The organism is Paenibacillus sp. 01T443 (assembly GCF_056398325.1).
This window is the reverse complement of the sequence record NZ_JBFTPE010000005.1, coordinates 332,687-353,445: the sequence shown is the minus strand read 5'-3', so window position 1 is coordinate 353,445 and position 20,759 is coordinate 332,687. Positions and strand designations below refer to the sequence as shown.

The following is a 20,759-nucleotide window of genomic DNA, read 5'->3' as shown; positions in this document are numbered from 1 at the left end:
AACGCGGATCTATTTGTTTTATTAAAATTTTTTTATCCAATCAAAAACAAGCAACCAATGACCAGAAGAAAGCGTCTAACTTCCGGTAGGGTAGATTACTGCAAAATGATAGGGGAACCGGAATTTATGAAAATAAGAAAATGGTCTATTTTGCTGCTTATTGCGGTTATTTGCCTGAGTGCAGCTGCGCCTGTCAGTCATGCGGCCGAGGCTGCGGGCATTCGCATTATTTTGAATGGAAAGGTGATCGAGAGTGAGGTAGCGCCGTACATTCTCCCGAAGGTCAATATAACGATGGTTCCGCTTCGGGTCATCAGTGAGGAGCTGAAAGCGAGCGTGACTTGGAGCTCTGCCGAGCGGCGGGTTACGATTAAAAGCAGCGGGAATAAGACGATTACGATGCATAGCGGAAGCACGGCGGCGATTGTTAATGGCGAAAGCGTTAAGCTTGATGCCTCTGTCCAGGTAAAAGCGGGAAGGGCTATGGTACCGCTGCGCTTTGTCAGCGAACAGCTCGGCCTCACGGTCAATTGGAGCCAGAGCAATAAGACGATTACACTGCTGTCAGGCGGAATCACACCGCCGGCTCCAGACCCGGATCCGAATGAGGACCCCGAAGAAACTGAGGAGCTGCGCGGGGCTTGGGTGTCGACGGTATACAATTTGGATTGGCCTTCTTCAGCCTCCTACTTAAATGCAGTGAAGCAGATGGGGGAATTCGTAAGCCTGCTCGATGATTTGCAGAGTATGGGGATGAATGCGGTATTCGTTCAGGTACGCCCGGCAGGCGATGCTTTTTACCCGTCGGATCTCGTTCCGTGGTCGAAGTATTTGTCAGGCGTTCAGGGCTTGGCGCCGTCTTATGATCCGCTTGCTTTTATGATTGAAGAAGCGCATAAGCGGAACATGGAGTTTCATGCCTGGTTCAACCCGTTCCGAGCAAGCGTAGACAACAAAACCGATCAGCTTGCTGCTAACCATGTGACGAAGCAGCACCCGGATTGGATCGTGAATGCAGGCGGCAAGCTGTATATCAATCCCGGCATTCCGGAGGCACGCCAGCATATTATAGATACCATTATGGAGGTTGTGAACGGGTACGCGGTTGACGGTGTCCATTTAGATGATTATTTCTATCCATTGAATATCGTGTTTGCCGACGATTCGGCATTCCAAGCCTATAACCCTACTAAAATTACAGCAAAAGCAGATTGGCGGCGCAGCAATATTAATGAGTTCGTACGTCAGCTGGGGGAATCGATTCATAAGGTTAATCCGCAGGCGAAATATGGAATCAGTCCATTCGGAGTGTGGCGAAATATGGCGGTAGACAAGACGGGCTCCGATACCAAAGCGAGCATCACGGCTTACGACGATATGTATGCAGATGTTCGGACGTGGATTCAGCGGGGATGGGTTGATTATATTACGCCTCAGATTTATTGGAGCTTATCCTTTACTGCTGCGCGTTACGATAAATTAGTAGATTGGTGGGCGCAGGAGGTTAAAGGTACGGATGTAGACCTGTATATCGGACATTCCCCTTATAAGCTGGGAACGATGGAAGCGGGCTGGCAAAGCGCTCAGGAGATGATTAATCAGTTAAAATACAATAAAAAATATGCAGAAATCAAAGGCGACGTATTTTTTAGCGCGAAGGACCTTCGGAAAAACACATTGGGAATCATGGATGAGCTGCGTACTTATTATTCTGAATAAAGGTTTACCAGCAAACAGATATGAAGCAGGCCATAATCGATAAGTCAAACTTAATACCAAAGAGGCTGTCTCTATAAGGCGCATAACCTTTAGAGACAGCCATTTATTATTGGAGTGGATCATTTAGTCAATCTTATCGTAATTAAATGGTTGCAAAAAAACAGAAGTTCAAGTAATATTAATTTAGTGATTGATCAATCACTAATAACGACATGCCGTTTAAAGGTGGAATACGCAATGACAAAAAATCCATCAACCTCCGTTAATCGCCGGAATGACATTGTTTCTGCTGCTATTGAGATTTTTGCGGAAATTGGTTATTATCGTGCCACGACTGCCAAGGTTGCTGAACGCGCCAAAATTTCACAGCCTTATGTGTTTCGATTCTTTTCCACGAAAGAAGCGCTGCTGCAGGAAGCGTTGGAAGTATCATGGACACGTATTTTTGATGCGTTTCGTATGGTTATTGCAACAACAGGTCCTGAACAGCTTGAGAAGGAATTAGTCGGGGCATACGTGAAAATTATGGACGATTATCAGAATGAGACCTTGCTGCAAATGCAGGCTCAAACGATAAAAGAGGCAGCGATTATCGAGACCATGCAAAATGGGTTTCGGGAAATTCAGCAGATCGTGTATACGGCCTTTAAAGAGGCGGGCCTCGAAAGACCGCAGGAGAAGACGCTGATATTTCTTGCAAGAGGAATGCTGTGCAACATCTCCATGGCGCTGTCTTTACCGGAATTAATGGCTGTGAATGAGTAAGCCAAGGAATACTTGGCTGGCTTTCGCTCATTTGTTATTGATTGATCAATCACAAATTAAATTACCGAGTTGCCAATTAGAGAGGAGAATTGATATGAAACATCTAATCGTTTACGCACACCCAAGAAAAGAAAGCTTTAACCATGCTATTTTGGAAACAGCAGTAACAGGTCTTGAAAAGAAGGGCCATGAGGTTGTTGTCCGTGATTTATACGCAATCGGCTTTCAAGCGGTAGTTAGCAGCAGTGAAATCATCGGGGGAACTTCAGAGGATATCGAGCGCGAGCAGGAGCATTTAAAATGGGCAGATGTCATCACCTTTATTTATCCGATTTGGTGGACGGGATTGCCGGCTATCCTGAAAGGATACATCGAGCGTGTGTTTACGTATGGTTTTGCTTACAAGTATGTAGATGGCGTACAAATGGGATTGCTAAAGGGCAAGAAGGCCGTTATTATTCATACGCAAGGCAAATCGCATGCCGAATATGCTGCCTCGGGAATGGACCAGGCGCTTCGGTTAACCTCGGATAAAGGCATCTTTGAATATTGCGGCTTCGATGTGATGTATCATATTGTGTTTGACGCTGTTCAGGCATCCGATGAAAATACGAGACGCGGTTGGTTAGAGCAGATCGCAGACATGGCAAGCAAAGCTTAAATCTTAAGGCTTGGGCAGTCAATGCCGCAAAGGTAGAGAAAGATGTTATTGATTGGTCAATAATTAACCTTCGCCAAAGGCCTGGCCAACTAGCCAAAAAAGCCAAAGCTGCTGGAGAACCAGCAGCTTTAGCTTTTCCATAGTCATACCGCGTATTATGAACGCTTGAAAATCAAAAAACCGTCCTCGACAGGAATCGTCTGTCCGTTAATAGCTGAAGCCTCATTGGAGAATAGAAAAGCTACGACATCAGCGATTTGCTCAGGTTGAATCAGCTTTTTGCTTAGATGCTGTTCGGCAAGGAAATTTTTGAAGTCGTCGCCATCCTTGATGATCGGCGTATCGATGAAGCCTGGAGCCACGGCGGTTACGCGAATGCCGTCTTCGGCAAGCTCTAGCGCGGCTGACTTCGTCATCATGACGACTGCGGCTTTAGCTGCTTGGTAAGCGAAGCTTCCTTTGGCAGCCACGTAACCGAAGATGGAAGCGGTATTGACGATAATGCCTTTGACGCCTAGCTCTTTCATCTTCTTCGATCCGTAATAGATGCCAAGGTACACGCCGAATTGATCGACCGAGATGACATGGTTGAAATAGTCAGGTGTATGCTCCTCGAACGATCGAATATCACCCACGCCTGCATTATTGAAAATACCGTCGAGCGTGCCATGCGTTTCCACGGCTGCATCGATCATATGCTGAACATCCTCTGCGCTGGAAACATCTGCACGGACATAAGAAGCCTGTCCACCAGCTTGCTTGATGAGTTCGGCTGTTTCTTTGGCAGTTGCTTCATTATAGTCGGAGGAAACGACAATGGCTCCCTCAGACGCTAGCTTAAGAGAGGTTGCGCGCCCGATACCGCTGCCGGCGCCTGTGATGATAATGACTTTATTTTGTAGTTTCATGACTATTCACTCCTTCTCCAATATTATTGGCCGATCATGCCGCCATCTACGGTATAGAGTGAGGCTGTAACGAAGGAAGCCTCGTCGGAAAGCAAGAAATTCATGACTGCAGCGACTTCTTGAGGCTCACCGTAGCGACCCATTGGCGTCGCAGCTTCGTTGGCTGCTTTAAAATCTTCTGCATTGCCGAAATTCTCTTCTATTTGACGCATCATACGCGTATTAATTGTTCCTGGAAGCACGGCATTCACACGAATGCCATATGGTGCGAGTTCGTTGGCAGTGACGCGAGTAAGTCCGATAACCGCATGCTTGGACATGATGTAAGGAGACATGCCTGGCGCCCCCATTAATCCAGCCAGCGATGATGTATTCAGGATCGCACCTGATTTTTGTTTTTTCATAACGGGAATGACGTAATGGAGTCCTAGGAAAACCCCGCGGACGTTGACGTTGTAGACGAGATCGAGTGCTTGGACGCTTTGTTCCTCGACGAGGCCCGAAGGTCCCTCAATACCCGCGTTATTAGCAAAATAATCGATGGTGCTAAATTTCTCGACCGCTTTATTTACATAGTTTTGAACGTCCTCTTCCTTCGAAACGTCCGCGGCTACGATCAGTGCATTATGATCATTCAGGCCGAGCTCTTCCTTGGCCTTTAACAATGCCTCTTCGTTCAAATCGACCAGAACGAGGTTAATACCGCGCTCAGCTAAACGGCGGGCAAGCTCTTTGCCAATACCTCCGGCGGCGCCTGTAATGACAGCTGTTTTCACTTGTGGTTGACTCATATCATTTCGCTTCCTTTTCGTTGAAATGGATTAGCATGAGGACGGATGTTTGTATGCCGTGCTCTATATTTAGGATAACTCTCGATGAACCGCATCGACAATGAGCAGTAAAGCCGCATATGTCATGTATTCAACAGAAGCGAAAGAGATGTCATTTTTGATGACGAAATTGAACATTAGCTGCCGTTTTGTTGAATCGTTTGGTGGATGTGATTGGTTCTGATGCTGCGGATTTTCTGTTCAAATCGCGATAATGTGATCGGATGGGCTATAATAATAGCAGTATAATGGTGGAGGCATGAACTTCATGACGATGGAAGCACACACGGACAGAAGAATAAGAAGAACCCGTCAAGCAATCAAAGAGGCTTTCGTGGCGCTTGTTCTTGAAAAGGGTTATGAGCTTGTCACGATATTGGATGTATCGGAACGGGCCGATTACAACCGGGGAACCTTTTATAACCATTTTATTGGCAAAGAAGAGCTGCTGCGTGAGATCCACGACGAATTTCTGCGGGGCTTTGCTGAGACGCTATTGATTCCTTACGAGGGGATGGAGAGGGTGGAGGCAACAAACATTTACCCATCCAGCTTGCAGCTATTCGAGCATGTAGAGAAGCATAAGGATGAATTTATGGCTTTGCTGTCTATCGATAAAAGACTGGGGCTTGAGCTTGTCGACGTGCTGCGGGAGTCGATGAGGACGGATATGCATATTGAGATGGAAAAGAGCGATCCGCCGATCGATTATGAAATTATGCTAAGCTACCGAATGTCTGCGACGGTCGGCGTTATTATGTATTGGGCGGAAACAAGCTTTAAATATTCGGCGCATTACATGGCGGAGCAGCTCCTTATGCAGGTGAACAGCCGGATGGACTATATTGAATTTATAAGACAAAAATAGGAAAACCAAAATGGAAGTAGGGACCGAGCTATTCGCATAAATAAGCTGAAAATAAACGAGGCCGTTCCACATTTTGCGTGGAACAGCCTCGTTTTTTATTGGGGAAAATCTTATTAGGAGGGATCGCTGCTTGCTTCTTCCTTATCCTCATTAAACCAAAGCGGATCATCATTATCGACCTCGCCGTTATAATTAATAAGAATCTCGTCCCCTGCGGCGATGGCCGTATGGGCAAAAAAGTCGACGGTATGATTATCGAAATTCAAATCATAATAAGCATTAGGTGTATAGGAATGGTTAAACAGCATGCCGTATCCAAGCAGGATAGCCGTGTGATTAGAGCCATATTCAAATACGTAATCCGCGAGAATGGTTTTCTCTATGTGTTCATGCTCTTCGTTCGGGAAGGGAATGACGGGTGCTTCATGGATCAAATCGCCTTTTGCTATATCGCGTGTCGCAAATACCCCTCTATTTAACTCTCCATCGCTGAGCGTAGAAGTTTTTACCTCAATCATGTTCGTCACCTGCGCGTTCTTTAGTCTAAGGAGCTGTTTGTTCTGTAAGAATCCTGCTCACCTTAGGTAATATATCAATATAAAGAGGAAATAGCCAGCTGCATGCAGCAAAAGTAGTCGTTTTGTCACCGTTTGGAATGAATAATAAGGCACGGAAATGAGAAACCATAATCTAATCGGCGATCTCTTATTTACAATGGTGAAATCTATGGCAAAATGAGAAAGGCGGAACGCAGCTTACAAGCTTGCGTCGAGCTCAGAGCAAAGTTTTTAGGGGGAGCCACATGTACAAGCTGCTGCTCGTCGATGACGAGCCGGAAGTTACAGAAGGATTAATGGTAGAGATTGATTGGACAAGGTGCGGCTTCTCAGAGGTGAAGACGGCTGGGAACGGCAAGGAAGCGATGGAGCTTTTTGAAAAAATGGAGCCTGACGTGCTCATTACCGATATTAGTATGCCTTATATGAACGGCCTTGAGCTCTCGGAATGGGTAAGGAAAACGTACCCGATTACCCGTATCGTTATTTTGTCCGGACACGATGAATTTGAATACGCGAAGCAGGCGATCCATCTACAGGTGGAGGCTTATGTTTTGAAACCGTTCTCAGCAGGGCAGCTGACCGATACGGTCGTGGAAGTGGCAAAACGAATGGACGAGGAGCGGGAGCAGAGGGGCAATATTGAGCTGCTGGAGGAGCATTACCGCACAAGCCTGCCCATTGTTCGCGAGAAGTTTCTGTCTTCCTTAATTACGCGTAAGCAGCCGCATAAGGAGATTGCTTCAAAAGCCGCAAAATACGGCATGCAGCTCGAAGGCGAAGGTTACGTCGTATCAATTATTGCCGTTAACCATTCGGATAATCAGAATGAGGTAGCTGCGGAGACGCCCTCCATATCACTGGCAGAATCATCCGATTTGGATTTAAAGCTGTTTTCCGTTAGTAACATAGCAAGTGAAATCTGGGCCCGGCATGAGCTTGGCAAAGTTTTTATCCATCAGGACCAGGTTGTATTGTTCACGGTAAGCCCCCATTCCGATCAGGAGAAAATGATGGAGCAAACGCAGGATGCATTAAAGGAAATTTTGCAAAGCATCGAGAAGTTTTTGCGCTTTCCGGTCATGATTGGCGTGGGGACGTTTACGAAGGATATTGATAACCTGAAATATGCGTATGAGGCCGCAGCTGTAGCGCTGGATTACCGGCGTATACTCGGCAATAATTTAATCATTTGCATTGACGATATGGAAAATCTGTCTCATGAGAAGCTCCTGTTCGATGAATGGAAGGAGCAAAGCTTAATTCGCGCCGTAAAACTGGGAACGGAGAAAGAGCTTGAAGAGGTAATTGACGGGCTGTTTGACGAGATTGCGCGCGTGCAGGCACCAGTGCATGAATACCAGCATTATTTGCTTGAAATGGTCACGGCGATTATTAAAATGACGAAGGTGTTTGACAGCGATACCGAAGAAATTTTCGGAGGAGGGTTCGGCATCCTAAATCAGTATCAGAAGCTGAACAGCGTACAGGAGACGCGCGCGTGGTTTGGTGAAATGTGCGCGAAAGTGCGCAGCCGCATCGCAAGCCAAAGGCAGCATACTTACAAACAAATCGTTGAGGATGCGATCAGCTACACCAAGAGCCATTTCCACGAAAGTGATTTATCGATCGCAAAGGTATGCGGGCAGCTGCATATCAGCGCGGGGTATTTCAGCGGTTTGTTCAAAAAGGAGCTAAAGCTGACGTTTGGCGCCTATTTGCTGCAGCTTCGGATGGAAGCAGCCAAAGAGCTGCTGCGGACAACGGAGCTGAAGGCTTTCGAGATTGCGGATAAGGTCGGCTTCGCGGATCCGAATTATTTTAGCCTGAGCTTTAAAAAATATGCCGGCGTATCGGCGAAAGAATATAGAAGCGGCTTGACGGAGCAGGAGAAGTGATGCAGCGCAGAAGCATACAGTTTATTTTGACGGTGTCCTTCACCTTGTTCTCGATTTTTATTATTTTGATTGTCAGCGTCGTGCTGTACGGCCGGTTCTCGGCAACGGCTAAAGAAAATGCATTTCGCAATTCGCAGCAAATTGTAGATCAGGTTAGCTACAATCTGGAAAACTACGTAGAGGTCACTTCTGACCTGTTCAATATGATGCATCATGCACTCGGCCAAAGCAATGATGTGAAATCCGATATGATGCGTCAGCAGCTGGAATCGATGATGTCGACACGGACCGATACCGTTTCGCTCGTCTTATTTGACGATAAGGGGCAGCTGCTGCTCGATTTGCCGAATGTAGAATTAAAGGAAACGCTGCAAATTACGGAGGAAGGCTGGTTCCGAAGCGCACTCGATACGGCCGGCCATTTGTCGATCTCGCTGCCCCATGTGCAAAATTTGTACAAGCAGCAATACCGGTGGGTCGTGTCGATCAGCAAGAGCATCACGGTGTGGCATAACGGCAAGCAGGTGAATGGCGTTTTGCTGATGGATGTGAACTTTAATACGATCGACGAGCTTTCTGAGCGGATCAGCCTGGGACAGAAAGGTTACGTATATATGCTGGATGAGTCGGCCGGCAACATCGTGTATCATCCGCAGCTTGAACTTATTTATGCGAATCTAAAGGAAGAGAACGTAGAGCTTGCGCTTAAGCATACCTATGGCAGCTTTATTGATGAATCCACTGAGGATGCAAAAATGATAAGCGTGCAAACGATCGGCAACGTCGGTTGGAAGGTTGTTGGCGTCTCCTATATGGACGAGGTGATGACGGCAAGCGGGGAGCTGAACCGTTCGATGTCCAAGCTGTTAATTGCCTTAGGACTCATTGTTTTCCTGTTAGCGAGCATGGTGGCCCGGCGTATTTCGAGACCTATCAAGCATTTGGAGCTGTCGATGAAAAGCGTAGAGCGCGGCGATTTCGATAAGACGGTCAGCGGCGAGGGGCCGCTTGAAATCAAGCATCTAGCGGATCGTTTTAACATTATGATCGGCACGATCAAGCAATTGATGAACCGAATCGTAACGGAGCAGGAGAGCAAACGGAAGTATGAGCTGGAGGCGCTGCAGGCGCAAATTAATCCGCATTTTCTGTACAATACGTTAAATACAGTCGTGCGGATGGTCGGCATGAACAAGAACGAAGAGGTTATTACGACGATTACCGCGTTGTCTAAGCTGTTCCGGATCAGTATTGGAAAAGGGAAGAGTTTAATAACGATTGACGATGAAATGGAGCATGCACGAAACTATTTAGTTATCCAACAAATGCGCTTCAAAAATAAATTCGATTATTCCTTTGATTTGCAGCAGGAGGCGCTGGCTCATTCAACTTTGAAGCTAATCGTACAGCCGCTGATCGAGAATGCGCTCGTGCATGGGATCGAGCCCTCGGTCGATAAAGGCCATATTGCCATATCGGCAAAGCTTGAAGGCAGCGAGATTGTCATTCAAATCAAGGATAACGGACTGGGGATGTCGGAGGAGCGGCTGCAAAAAATCTTATCGGGAACGGTCGTTAGCTCTAAAGGATCGGGTGTAGGTGTCATGAACGTACAGGAGAGAATCCGGCTTTATTTCGGCGATGCTTACGGGCTTCATTTTGAAAGTGAGCAGGAAGTCGGTACAACGGTGACGATTCGTTTCCCTGCTCTAACGCCTGAACAAATAGAGGAAGGGGAGCGGTCCTGATGGTTAAGCATAAAGGAATCATAATGAGCTGGCTGCTCTTCATTGCGGCTGGCTGGTTGCTGTATTCTGCCCTTAATCCCGGCTCTGCGCAGCCGAAGCAGGAGGAAGCGGGAAAGACGATCCAGCTTATCCTCCGCTCAAGCAAAGGAGATTACTGGCAAAACGTGACGATGGGAGCGCAGGCAGCCGTGAAGGAATTTGGCATTAATCTTCATATATCGGCACCTGCGGACGAAGGGGATATTGATACACAGCTCCAAACGGCGATGCAGTCGCTGGAGACGAAGCCCGATGCGATCGTGCTGGGGGCAAATGCGGACTCCGCTTTCGAGCCGTTTCTAATCGAAGCTGCCAATCGCGATATCCCCGTTATCGCGATTGACAGCCTGCTGACGTCGGGAGAAATCGCTTCTTATATCGGCATGGACAATTATATGGCAGGAAAACGAGCGATGCGAGAGATGTCCGAGCAGCTTGGGGGGGAAGGCGATGTCGTAATCGCAGCTTACAGCAAAGGCGGCATTAATGGAGGCCTCCGGGAGAAAGGGATCCGTGATGCCGTTAAGCAGTATCCGGGGATCCGGATCGTAGACAGTCAATTTTGCTCGGATGAATACGGGGCTTGCCAGCAAGCGGTTCGTGAGATGATGGACAAGCAGCAGATAGACGGAGTGATGTCGCTCAATACGGAAACTTCGATCGGCGCTGCACTGGAGCTCAAGCGCCGGCAGGCCGGCGAGCGGATTAAGCTGGTCGGCTTCGACAGCTCGCCGGAGCTGCTCGAGCTGCTGCAGGAAAATCAGCTGCAGACATTAATTGTACAAAATCCGTTCAGCATGGGTTATCTGAGCGTCAAGCATGCGCTGGAGGCTGCGCAAGGAAAGGCTGTACCTGAGCGCGTAGAGATGAGTATGGAGCTCATTACGGAAGAAAATATGTTTTGGCTAAAAAATCAGAAGCTTTTATTCCCTGTTGTGCAATAAGGAAAAATAGAATGGCAAACAGATGAGGATATTAATAAAAGTGATGAGGATATTACATGTGATTCCCTCGTGAATTACGACATAATGAAGCTGTACTTAATTAATCCACCAGGGGGCCAAAAAGAATGAAAAAGTGGACAGCAGCGCTCGTTATCGGAGCATTAGCAGTTACAGCGGCAGGTTGCGGAAGCGCGAATGGAGAGGGCGGCACAAGCGGTTTGCCAAAAGCAGGCGTTGCAATCTATAAATTTGACGATACATTCATGAGCGGTGTGCGTAATGCCATCGAAACAGCGGCAGAGGGTAAAATGGCAGTAGATATCGTAGATAGCCAAAACTCGCAGCCGACTCAAAATGATAAAGTTGATTTGTTTATTACGAAAAAAGTAAAAGCAATGTCGGTTAACCCGGTTGACCGTACAGCGGCTGGCATTATTATCGATAAAGCACAAAAAGCGAATATCCCGGTAGTATTCATTAACCGCGAGCCGCTTGCTGACGATTTGGCGAAATGGGACAAAGCCTTTTTCGTAGGCGCTAAAGCAGAAGAGTCCGGCACAATGGAAGGCGAAATTGTTGCTGAGTACTGGAAAGCGCATCCGGAAGCGGATAAAAACGGCGACGGCGTACTGCAATACGTTATGCTCAAAGGCGAGCCGGGTCACCAAGACGCTGAGCTTCGGACGAAGTTCTCCGTACAAGCGATTCAAGATGCAGGCATTAAAGTAGAGAAGCTTGCTGAAGATACGGCGATGTGGGATCGCGTAAAAGGCCAAGAGAAAATGGCAGCGTTCCTTTCTTCTAAAGGCGACAAAATCGAAGCAGTTCTAGCAAATAACGATGACATGGCGCTTGGCGCAATTGAAGCGTTGAAGGCTGCCGGTTATTTCAAAGACAATAAATTCATGCCGGTTGTTGGCGTAGATGCTACGGATCCGGCACAGCAAGCGTTGAAAGAAGGCACATTGCTTGGTACGGTTCTGAATGATGCGGCAAACCAAGGTAAAGCAACGGTTGAGCTGATGAGCGTTCTTGCAGCGGGAGAAACACCGACAAAAGAAAATACAGGCTTCGAAATTACAGATGGCAAGTATGTATGGATTCCATACCAAAAAGTAACGCAAGAGAGCAAATAATAACGGTATTTGGATGGATGAACGAGAGCAGGGGATAACGTCACTTGCGTTGCCCCTGTTTTTTTTCGCCCGTTTACGCTAGGCGGGCTCGACAAAAGGAGGCTATACGATGGCAAAGCAGCATCCTTATTTGCTTGAAATGAACGGGATTACCAAGACGTTTCCAGGTGTTAAGGCGCTAGACGATGTAACGCTGAAAGTACGTCCCGGCACGGTTCACGCACTCATGGGCGAGAACGGCGCAGGCAAATCTACATTGATGAAATGCTTATTTGGAATTTACAAGCCGGATGCCGGCGAAATTTTTCTTGATGAACAAAAGGTTGAGATTAAAAACTCGAAGGACGCGCTAAACTACGGCGTATCCATGATCCATCAGGAGCTTCATCCAGTGCCGCAGCGCAGCGTGATGGAAAACATTTGGCTTGGCAGATTTCCGGTAAAAGGCTTTGCTCCTTTCCGGTTTATTGATCATAAAAAGATGCACCGCGACACGGTCAGTCTGTTTGAGGATTTGAACATGGCGATTGACCCGAACCAGCTGGTTGGCGAATTGTCCGTTTCCAAAATCCAATCGCTTGAAATTGCGAAAGCCGTATCGTTTAATTCGAAAATCATCGTCATGGATGAGCCGACCTCCTCGCTGACAGGCAATGAGGTGGAGCAGCTGTTTGCCATTATCAACAAGCTGCGGGCACGAGGCGTTTCTATCATTTATATTTCGCACAAAATGGAAGAAATATTACGAATTTCGGATGATGTGACGATTATGCGTGACGGTAAATATATCGGGACATGGCCGGCTCCTGAGCTGACGATCGATACGATTATTACCCGAATGGTTGGCCGCGATCTGTCGGATCGTTTCCCGGAACGCACGAACAAGCCGGGCGAAGTCATGCTGCGGGTCGAAGGCTTGACATCACCGCATGCACATTCATTCAAGGACGTATCATTCGAGCTGCGAAAAGGAGAAATCCTTGGCGTTGGCGGTCTTGTTGGAGCTCAGCGAACAGAGCTTGTCGAAGCGCTGTTTGGACTTCGTTCCGTAAAATCGGGCACCGTCTATAAGGATGGCAAGCCGATCACAATCAAGTCGCCGATTGATGCAAAAAAACATAAAATCGCTCTTTTGACGGAAGAACGTCGGGTTACGGGTATCTTCCCAGTCTTATCCGTTAAGGAGAATACAGCCATTGCCAATCTCGGCATGTACCAGAATCGTTTCGGTTTCCTAAACGAGTCGAAGATGAGAGAAGAAGCAGTAAAGGGCGTCGAGAAATTCAAAACGAAAACGCCGTCTGTCGATCAGCTTATCCGAAACCTATCGGGCGGTAATCAGCAGAAGGTGCTGCTGGCTCGCTGGCTGCTCACGAATCCGGATATTTTGCTGCTGGACGAACCGACGCGAGGCATCGACATTGGCGCTAAATATGAAATTTACAGCATTATTATCGAGCTTGCGAAGCAAGGGAAAAGTATCATTATGATTTCGTCGGAGATGCCGGAGCTAATCGGCATGTCGGATCGCATCATGGTCATGTCGGAAGGTCGCTCAACCGGTATTCTAGAGAGTGATATGGCGACGGAACAAAGTATTATGCGGCTTGCTGCACAGACGGGCTAATGCTGGAGGATTTGAAGGAGGTTAAGACAAATGGATGCTGCTAAAGGCTTGAAAATAAAACATGCATTTTCGCAAAACGCAATCTGGATCGTGCTTGTCGCATTGATCCTCGGAATCGCAATTATCGATGCTAACTTTTTGTCGATAACAACGCTTAGAGATATGTTGGTGCAATCTTCAACTCGGGTTATTATTGCACTGGGAGCTGCTTTTGTACTTATTACTGCAGGGACGGATTTGTCGGCTGGACGTGTGGTCGGACTCAGTGCCGTCGTATCGGCATCCATGCTTCAAATGCCGGATTACGCAAGCAAGTTTTTCCCTAACTTGCCGGAGCTGGCGCTGATTATCCCAATCGTTATCGCGATTGTGGTTGGTTTGCTGGTAGGGCTTCTCAACGGTGTAATCGTAGCTAAATTTAACGTTCCGCCTTTCATTGCGACGCTCGGTACGATGGTCGCGGTATACGGCGCGAATTCGCTTTACTTCGATATGCCGCCGAACAACTCGCAGCCAATCGGCGGTCTGCGCAAGGATTTTACGGAAATTGGCACAGGCGCGATCGGCGGCGGTCAATTCGCAATTCCTTATATCGTTCTAATCGCTATTTTTGTAGCTTTTATCGTATGGGTCGTTTTTAACAAAACGCGCCTTGGCAAAAACATGTACGCCATCGGCGGCAACATCCAAGCTGCCCACGTATCCGGGATTAACGTAGCTCGCAACTTGATGTGGATTTATGCTATTGCCGGCGCTTTGTACGGCTTGGCTGGCGTGCTGGAAGCAGCGCGTACAGGCGGAGCTTCGAACAACTACGGCAATATGTATGAGCTTGATGCCATTGCAGCTTGTGTGGTCGGCGGCGTTTCGACGACAGGCGGCGTAGGCCGAGTGAAGGGTATCATCGCAGGTGTTCTCATTTTCACGGTCATCAACTACGGCTTGACTTACATCGGTATCAATCCTAACTGGCAGCTGATTATCAAAGGCTTGATCATCGTCGTTGCCGTTGCATTCGATATCCGTAAATATGTAGCTAAGAAATAATATGCAGAAATGAAGAAGCTGTCCGAAGGTCGATGACCTAGGGCAGCTTTTTTTGTGCAGGATGCAAAGCACGGTTTGGACTTCCGGCCGCTGTTGTCTCCCTATTTCTTCGAATATACCGCTGCTTGCGGTAGAAATAGGGAGACAAAGGCGAACGCTGACGCTCCTCCAGTTCCAAACCGCACCATCCGTACGAAAACCCTCAACCAGTACCAGACCGCTCCATCCGTACAAAAACCCTCAACTAGTACCAAACCGCTCCATCCGTACAAAAAACCTCAACCAATACCAAAACCGCTCCATCCGTGCAAAAACCCTCAACCAGTACCAGACGCACCAACTGTACAAAAACCCTCAACCAGTACCAGACCGCCCCATCCGTACAAAAACCCTCAACCAGTACCAGACCGCTCCACCCGTACAAAAACCTTCAACCAGTACCAGACCGCTCCACCCGTACAAAAACCCTCAACCAGTACCAGACCGCTCCACCCGTACAAAAACCCTCAACCAGTACCAAACCACTCCACCCGTACAAAAACCCTCAACCAGTACCAAAGCACTCCACCCGTACAAATACCCTCAACAAGTACCAAACCGCTCTAACCGTACAAAAACCCTCAACCAATACCAAAACCGTCTCCACCAGTACCAAACCGCTCTTTCGTTTCTTCCAAGCGCTTATTCTATTCTTTTATGCAGCTGCTATTTCACTTACCGATAAACAATAGCGGAAAAAGAGGGCGCGAATCTCGCTTGTTTCGAATTACCAACCAAATAGCGGTAAAATATGGCGTTAATCTCGCCGATTTAGAACTTACCAACCAATTAACAGTAATTTTTGGCGCTAATTCTCGCGTTTACTTGCATTAACAAGCTCGTAACCCGAAATAACGCCGTTTTTTACCGCTAAACGTAATTAGTATCAATTTCCGATGGATTTAGCGCCATATTTTCCTGTTAATTCATACGATGAATTCCCCAAAAGTGAACTTGTTATGGGTGTATAGTGTAACCTCTATTCAAGCTTATTCATCTGCCTACGAATCGATAGCTTCTGATGGAATACCTCCCGTCACACGATTAATATACTTGGCCACGCCATCTTCATCGTTGCTCGCTGCCACCAGCGTGGACAGCGCTTTGAGAGCAGGATGCGCATTGGATACGGCCACTTTTGTTCCAGCTTCCTCAAACATACCTAAATCGTTGAGATTGTCTCCAAACACAGTGACATCCCCGGTCTTGCAGCCCACCAGCTCCGCCCACTGCTTCAGTCCTTCTTTTTTATTAGCCTTACTGTGACTGAATTCTAGGAAGTAGTGGTTCTCGATGTAGGCGTCCTTCATGAGATGGATATGCACCCGGTTACCAAATCGATGCTCAACCTCGGTTTTTAGCGGTTCGAGCTCATGCAGCAATCCGATATAGGTCACGATTAACGTTCTAAATGAATCCGGGCATTCCAGCCGAGGAAGTTCTCCAAACCGTGGATCGCCCGGACGGCTGTTATAAAAAGATATATCCCCGGTTCGAATCAGCTTCTCATGCAGCACACGTTCTTTGTCCTCCTCATCAAGCGCAAACAAAAGCGGAATTTGCTCCAGAGCTCTCCCCAGTTCAATAATTTCATTGGTCGTTTTGTTGTCCAGCCAGCAGCCGCCAATGACCTTCATGGATAGGGGATCAAAAATCACAGCGCCATTATACAAAATAATCGGGTATTTCCATGGAATAACGGACACGATTTTATGAGAGCTGATATAGCTTCTTGCCGTCGAGTAGCTGATAACAACGCCTTGTTCCAAGGCATGGCTAACGATGTTAATAGTAAACGGTGATAACGAAGCATCGGAATGCAGCAGTGTTCCATCGAGATCGGTTAGAAAATGTTTGTTTCCCAAAAAAAGGCCCCCTCTCATTATGTTCATTCTATAACTATGAAAATTTTGTTGGCAGCTAAACGGTCGACCAAGCCTTGGCTAGCAAGCGGATGCCTTGTTCCATCTCTCTACCCGTCAAGCCTCCGAAACCGAGGTAGATTCTCGGCGCATCGCCATATGCAGCAGCGGGGTTCTGAGAGGCGTAAACTCTTACATCCTCAGCCGTAGCCAACTGTATCAGCTCATCTGCGCTTCTTGTGGTTTGTACGGTTAATTCGATATGTAGACCGTTGGACTCCCCGTTGATCATCACCCGATCCGATAAATAAACGTCAATATATTGCAGGAGCATGGCAAGCTTCTTGCGGTAGAGATTACGCATCTTTCGAACATGCCGATACCAATGGCCTCGTTCCATGAACAGCTGCATCGCCCATTGATCGATTCGCGAAGGGCTGGAGAGCGCGTAATGGATCGATTGGAGCTTAGCTGTTAGCTGCGGGGGCACAACCATATAATTCAATCGCAATGCCGGCGTGAAGGCTTTGGAATAGGTTCCAATATAAATAACAGAGCCGTGATCGTCTAGGCTTTGCAGCGAAGGAATCGTTTTTCCGGAATATCGAAATTCCCCGTCATAGTCATCCTCGATAATAAAGGCGTTGTTATTAACGGCCCAGTTCAACAGCAGCTGCCGGGTTGCATAGGGCAACGGGCTGGCCGATGGCCGATGTGAGGGGGTAACATAGAGCGCCTGGATGTCCTTTTTCTGTAATTCCGCAGCCAGCAGCTCCAGGTTGTGAAAAGGCACAGAGAGCGCAGCGAACCCATGCTGCGCAAAGATCGCTCCCACCTGCGCGATACCGGCTTCTTCAACTGCAATCTTACCGCCGCCACCCAAAAGCATAGAAAGGATTTGAGTGCTGTAAGTGAAACTTGCGCCGATGATGATTTGTTCCGGCAAGCAGTTAACGCCTCTCGCGCTCTTCAAATAGTGGGCTAATTGCAGCCTTAAGCCATATTCGCCCTGTGGATCTCCGTATTGATGGACGCTGCTAATGTGGAGAGACAGCGCGTCATGGAGAACGGATTTCCATGGACGAAGGGGGAAGGAGTCCCCATCTACGGCTAGCAAGCTGAAATCAATTACTTTCTCGTTGTGCAGGGGAAGAGGATCAGCATGCCGATGCGCCAGAATATGCTCTATATTAGAAGGCTTAGCCGGTTTTGACTTGGCGCCTGGGGCGGCTTGTGGATGAATGACAAATAACCCTGCGCGCGGCTTGCTGTAGACATAACCCTCTTCGAGCAGCATATGATAGGCCGTTTCAATGGTTGTTTTACTCAGCTTGGTTTGTTCGCGGAGAGAACGAATAGACGGCAATTTAGTGCCATCCTGAAGAGTGCCATCCTGTATAAGTCCTCGAATATGCTGATATAAGGTCAAATATAAGGGGTGATGATCATCCCTGGGCAGTAATAGTTCCATTCTCATTACTCGCAGTCTGACCCTTAAATTAAGTGCATATCTGACACTTCGTCAGGGGTCAATCCTAGTATATGCTTTGACAAAGGCCTACATCAATCATCTACTACGATAAGGGAGCAGGGAGAATATGACCAAGATAGAAGGTACCATTGAAGAAAGATTAACGAAATTAGGCATTGTGCTCCCGCAGGCAAGCGATCCGGCAGCAAACTATGTGAACTCTGTATTTTCGAACGGACTGCTATTCGTTTCAGGAAAAGGACCAGCTGCTGAGGTGAAAGGCAAGCTTGGCCGTGATTTTTCGACAGAGGAAGGTTATCAATTTGCAAGGCAGGCTGGGGTAGAGGTTCTCGCAGTATTGAGAAATGCTTTGGGTGATTTGGAAAACGTGAAGCAGGTTGTGAAGGTCCAAGGCTTTGTGAATGCTGATCCGCTCTTTGAGGAGCATCATAAAGTGCTGAACGGCTTCTCTGATCTAATGCTGGAGGTATTCGGCGAGAAGGGTCTTCATGCCCGGTCGGTATTGGGCGCAAACTCATTAAGGGGGCAGCTGCCCGTCATCGTCGAATCCGTATTTGAGGTTGCGATGGATGGACGATTGCCAATCGCTGCTGAGAAAGGTTCCTCTATTTCATTTTATTGACGTTGCATTTGTCTTCACATTCCCTTAACATTAAAGTTTAGATTAGCCGTCATGACATGACGGTTATTTTCTATTAGACGCAAGCATGTACCATTAAGGAGTGAAAGGGCTTGGAACTGATTTCGAAACATTACGGCCGATCACCGTTTATCGTTATATTCATCATGATGATGCTGAAAATGCTGCTTTTCCGCCATTTTGTTTTTCAAGGCATTCAGGCGGATCGCTTACTGACGGATGCGGCGGCAATATTGACCCTACTGCTGATTGTAGAACTGGTTACCTCCGCAAAATGGAGGGGAGCGGTATACGGCATACTGAATGCGGTGCTGTCGCTGCTGTTATTTGCTTCTACGGTCTATTTCAGCTATTACGGGACCGTACCTACCTACACCGCGCTGCATGGCCTTGATCAGGTGCTGCAGATTCGATCAAGCGTAGGCTCAATTATTCAACCTTCTTTTTATATTTATTTTATAGATGTGATCATCCTTACGGTCATCGCCATCGTTAACCGTATTAAAGGTTTACGCAGCGAAGGACGCAAACGGATCGCAAGACCGAGGATTACAGCTGTTGCGGTTATCCTGTGCGCAGCCATATCGGGCGGATATATTTGGTCGGGCAGCTCTATTCCGAATGAGATCGTCCAAGCCGAGAGCCTGGGCTTTCTCGATTATCAGGTAGCTTCAGCCATTAAAGCGAACAAGGAACAAGCCGCGCTCAGAAACGGAAGCGTGGAAGAAACTGCATCTAGCGCAGATGCGCTTCAGGTCACTTATTTTGATCAAGCTGGCACTGCAGTCGAAGCGGGTAGCCCTAATTACTACGGTTTTGCCAAAGGCAAAAACGTCATCGTCATTCAATTGGAGGCGTTCCAAAATTTCGCGATTAATCTCTCGGTAGGCGGAAAGCCAGTTACTCCGGTGCTGAACGATTTGGCGAAGGAGAGCTTCTATTTCCCGAATTTCTTTCAGCAAATCGGGCAAGGCAACACATCGGATGCCGAATTTATGTCGAATACCTCCATCTATCCAACTGGCGTCATTGCCATGTCTACGGGTTATAGCGATAAGGTGCTGCCAAGCCTCCCTAGGCTGCTGGGGGAACAGGGGTACGAAACCAATACCTTCCACATAAATGATGTGACATTCTGGGATCGCAACCGGATGTATCCTGCATTAGGATTTGCGAAATACTATGATAAGCCGTCATTTAATAATGATCATTTTAATTCCTTCGGCGCCTCCGATGAGGAGCTCTACAAGGTTGGCCTAGAAAAGCTTCAAGCGCTGAAGCAGCAAAATAAACCGTTTTATGCGCAGTTCGTAACCGCAGCAAGCCATCATCCGTTCAAGGTGCCAAGCGGGCAGCAACGGATTGCGATGCCGGATTCCCTGCAGGATACGCAGCTGGGCCACTATTTAACGGCGCTTAATTACACGGATTATGCTCTTGGTGAATTTATTGAAGGGCTCAAAGCAAGCGGCATATGGGACAATACCGTTTTGGTTGCTTACGGCGACCATTCCGGCTTGCAGGCGAAGGACAATGATCCGGCATGGGTTAGCGAGCAGCTTGGCATAAACTATGACGGGGAAGTCAGCCGCTTCAACATTCCACTGTTTGTCCATGTGCCAGGCGCGGAAGGCAAGGTTGTCGATCAGGTAGGCGGCCAGGTAGACATTATGCCAACGCTCTCTAATTTGCTCGGAGTATCCTTGAAGGACGAAGGGTATACCGCATTCGGCCATGATTTGCTGAATAGCTCTCACAATGTCATTGGCATGAGATATTATCTGCCAACCGGCTCGTTTTTCAACAATGACATTTTGTTTGTTCCGGGCAAAGGCTTTGATGACGGAAGGGCGATCGATATTAGGACGAAGCAGCCCGTGGCCGAGTTCAGCCAATACCGGGCGGACTACGATTATATTTTGGAACTGATGAAGCTTTCGGATGATTATGTCCGTTTGCTGCCGAAGCGAGCGCCATAG

17 protein-coding genes are annotated in these 20,759 nt (G+C 47.6%); 12 read left to right on the top strand and 5 right to left on the bottom strand.

Going from position 1 to position 20,759, the window contains the following annotated elements; all coding sequences use genetic code 11:
• Window positions 1-126: 126 nt before the first annotated feature.
• The 3 genes from AC1DLI_RS09215 to AC1DLI_RS09205 all read left to right on the top strand — a co-directional run bounded on the left by AC1DLI_RS09215 (window position 127) and on the right by AC1DLI_RS09205 (window position 3,145).
• Window positions 127-1,719 carry a family 10 glycosylhydrolase gene (locus tag AC1DLI_RS09215; protein ID WP_477601725.1) on the top strand — a complete coding sequence of 531 codons (1,593 nt, stop codon included), beginning with the start codon at window positions 127-129 and terminating at the stop codon, window positions 1,717-1,719.
• Between the two features lie 237 nt (window positions 1,720-1,956).
• The gene (locus AC1DLI_RS09210) at window positions 1,957-2,484 is read left to right on the top strand and encodes a TetR/AcrR family transcriptional regulator (protein WP_477601723.1); all 528 of its coding nucleotides are present in this window, start codon (window positions 1,957-1,959) and stop codon (window positions 2,482-2,484) included.
• A gap of 94 nt (window positions 2,485-2,578) precedes the next feature.
• Window positions 2,579-3,145: an NAD(P)H-dependent oxidoreductase gene (locus AC1DLI_RS09205; protein WP_477601721.1), complete on the top strand. Its 567-nt coding sequence runs from the start codon at window positions 2,579-2,581 to the stop codon at window positions 3,143-3,145.
• Window positions 3,146-3,300: 155 nt separating this feature from the next.
• Here AC1DLI_RS09205 and AC1DLI_RS09200 read toward each other — a convergent pair whose 3' ends face one another.
• Window positions 3,301-4,053 (bottom strand): SDR family NAD(P)-dependent oxidoreductase, encoded by a 753-nt coding sequence (locus tag AC1DLI_RS09200; RefSeq protein WP_477601719.1) that lies wholly within the window; start codon window positions 4,051-4,053, stop codon window positions 3,301-3,303.
• A 23-nt stretch (window positions 4,054-4,076) separates the two neighbouring features.
• Window positions 4,077-4,844 (bottom strand): SDR family NAD(P)-dependent oxidoreductase, encoded by a 768-nt coding sequence (locus AC1DLI_RS09195; protein WP_477601717.1) that lies wholly within the window; start codon window positions 4,842-4,844, stop codon window positions 4,077-4,079.
• Between the two features lie 307 nt (window positions 4,845-5,151).
• On the opposite strand from AC1DLI_RS09195, the gene AC1DLI_RS09190 reads away from it, so the two are divergent.
• The gene (locus AC1DLI_RS09190) at window positions 5,152-5,751 is read left to right on the top strand and encodes a TetR/AcrR family transcriptional regulator (protein WP_477601715.1); all 600 of its coding nucleotides are present in this window, start codon (window positions 5,152-5,154) and stop codon (window positions 5,749-5,751) included.
• A gap of 113 nt (window positions 5,752-5,864) precedes the next feature.
• On the opposite strand, the gene AC1DLI_RS09185 is transcribed toward AC1DLI_RS09190, so the two are convergent.
• Window positions 5,865-6,269 (bottom strand): SET domain-containing protein, encoded by a 405-nt coding sequence (locus AC1DLI_RS09185; protein WP_477601713.1) that lies wholly within the window; start codon window positions 6,267-6,269, stop codon window positions 5,865-5,867.
• Window positions 6,270-6,553: 284 nt separating this feature from the next.
• Here AC1DLI_RS09185 and AC1DLI_RS09180 point away from each other — a divergent pair, with 284 nt between their 5' ends.
• From AC1DLI_RS09180 to mglC, 6 genes are all read left to right on the top strand, one after another.
• Window positions 6,554-8,206 carry a response regulator gene (locus AC1DLI_RS09180; RefSeq protein ID WP_477601711.1) on the top strand — a complete coding sequence of 551 codons (1,653 nt, stop codon included), beginning with the start codon at window positions 6,554-6,556 and terminating at the stop codon, window positions 8,204-8,206.
• Entirely contained in the window at window positions 8,206-9,954 is a 1,749-nt protein-coding gene (locus AC1DLI_RS09175; protein ID WP_477601709.1) for a cache domain-containing sensor histidine kinase, read from the top strand. The genes AC1DLI_RS09180 and AC1DLI_RS09175 overlap by 1 nt, the downstream gene beginning before the upstream one ends.
• Window positions 9,954-10,937, top strand: coding sequence for a substrate-binding domain-containing protein (locus tag AC1DLI_RS09170; RefSeq protein ID WP_477601707.1), 984 nt, complete (start codon window positions 9,954-9,956; stop codon window positions 10,935-10,937). Before AC1DLI_RS09175 ends, AC1DLI_RS09170 begins: the two co-directional genes overlap by 1 nt.
• Window positions 10,938-11,062: 125 nt before the next feature.
• On the top strand, window positions 11,063-12,073 hold the full coding sequence (locus AC1DLI_RS09165; protein WP_477601705.1) for a galactose ABC transporter substrate-binding protein: 1,011 nt from the start codon (window positions 11,063-11,065) through the stop codon (window positions 12,071-12,073).
• Between the two features lie 109 nt (window positions 12,074-12,182).
• The gene (locus AC1DLI_RS09160; RefSeq protein WP_477601703.1) at window positions 12,183-13,700 is read left to right on the top strand and encodes a sugar ABC transporter ATP-binding protein; all 1,518 of its coding nucleotides are present in this window, start codon (window positions 12,183-12,185) and stop codon (window positions 13,698-13,700) included.
• A 30-nt stretch (window positions 13,701-13,730) separates the two neighbouring features.
• Window positions 13,731-14,747 (top strand): galactose/methyl galactoside ABC transporter permease MglC, encoded by a 1,017-nt coding sequence (mglC, locus tag AC1DLI_RS09155; RefSeq protein ID WP_477601701.1) that lies wholly within the window; start codon window positions 13,731-13,733, stop codon window positions 14,745-14,747.
• Window positions 14,748-15,787: 1,040 nt separating this feature from the next.
• Here mglC and AC1DLI_RS09150 read toward each other — a convergent pair.
• Both AC1DLI_RS09150 and pdxR read right to left on the bottom strand, forming a co-directional pair.
• Window positions 15,788-16,651 (bottom strand): HAD-IIB family hydrolase, encoded by an 864-nt coding sequence (locus AC1DLI_RS09150; RefSeq protein WP_477601699.1) that lies wholly within the window; start codon window positions 16,649-16,651, stop codon window positions 15,788-15,790.
• Between the two features lie 55 nt (window positions 16,652-16,706).
• Window positions 16,707-18,119, bottom strand: a complete 1,413-nt coding sequence (gene pdxR / locus AC1DLI_RS09145) for a MocR-like pyridoxine biosynthesis transcription factor PdxR (protein WP_477601697.1) — start codon at window positions 18,117-18,119, stop codon at window positions 16,707-16,709.
• A gap of 127 nt (window positions 18,120-18,246) precedes the next feature.
• Between pdxR and AC1DLI_RS09140 the strand changes: the two genes are divergently transcribed.
• Window positions 18,247-18,762 (top strand): RidA family protein, encoded by a 516-nt coding sequence (locus AC1DLI_RS09140; RefSeq protein WP_477601695.1) that lies wholly within the window; start codon window positions 18,247-18,249, stop codon window positions 18,760-18,762.
• Window positions 18,763-18,872: 110 nt separating this feature from the next.
• The gene (locus tag AC1DLI_RS09135) at window positions 18,873-20,759 is read left to right on the top strand and encodes an LTA synthase family protein (protein WP_477601693.1); all 1,887 of its coding nucleotides are present in this window, start codon (window positions 18,873-18,875) and stop codon (window positions 20,757-20,759) included.

Coding starts and splice junctions, on each gene's coding strand:
- AC1DLI_RS09170 (WP_477601707.1), top strand. CDS start 9,954: ATGGTTAAGCATAAAGGAATCATAATGAGCTGGCTGCTCTTCATTGCG.
- AC1DLI_RS09140 (WP_477601695.1), top strand. CDS start 18,247: ATGACCAAGATAGAAGGTACCATTGAAGAAAGATTAACGAAATTAGGC.
- AC1DLI_RS09180 (WP_477601711.1), top strand. CDS start 6,554: ATGTACAAGCTGCTGCTCGTCGATGACGAGCCGGAAGTTACAGAAGGA.
- AC1DLI_RS09205 (WP_477601721.1), top strand. CDS start 2,579: ATGAAACATCTAATCGTTTACGCACACCCAAGAAAAGAAAGCTTTAAC.
- AC1DLI_RS09160 (WP_477601703.1), top strand. CDS start 12,183: ATGGCAAAGCAGCATCCTTATTTGCTTGAAATGAACGGGATTACCAAG.
- pdxR (WP_477601697.1), bottom strand. CDS start 18,119: ATGGAACTATTACTGCCCAGGGATGATCATCACCCCTTATATTTGACC.
- mglC (WP_477601701.1), top strand. CDS start 13,731: ATGGATGCTGCTAAAGGCTTGAAAATAAAACATGCATTTTCGCAAAAC.
- AC1DLI_RS09210 (WP_477601723.1), top strand. CDS start 1,957: ATGACAAAAAATCCATCAACCTCCGTTAATCGCCGGAATGACATTGTT.
- AC1DLI_RS09185 (WP_477601713.1), bottom strand. CDS start 6,269: ATGATTGAGGTAAAAACTTCTACGCTCAGCGATGGAGAGTTAAATAGA.
- AC1DLI_RS09200 (WP_477601719.1), bottom strand. CDS start 4,053: ATGAAACTACAAAATAAAGTCATTATCATCACAGGCGCCGGCAGCGGT.
- AC1DLI_RS09195 (WP_477601717.1), bottom strand. CDS start 4,844: ATGAGTCAACCACAAGTGAAAACAGCTGTCATTACAGGCGCCGCCGGA.
- AC1DLI_RS09175 (WP_477601709.1), top strand. CDS start 8,206: ATGCAGCGCAGAAGCATACAGTTTATTTTGACGGTGTCCTTCACCTTG.
- AC1DLI_RS09165 (WP_477601705.1), top strand. CDS start 11,063: ATGAAAAAGTGGACAGCAGCGCTCGTTATCGGAGCATTAGCAGTTACA.
- AC1DLI_RS09215 (WP_477601725.1), top strand. CDS start 127: ATGAAAATAAGAAAATGGTCTATTTTGCTGCTTATTGCGGTTATTTGC.
- AC1DLI_RS09190 (WP_477601715.1), top strand. CDS start 5,152: ATGACGATGGAAGCACACACGGACAGAAGAATAAGAAGAACCCGTCAA.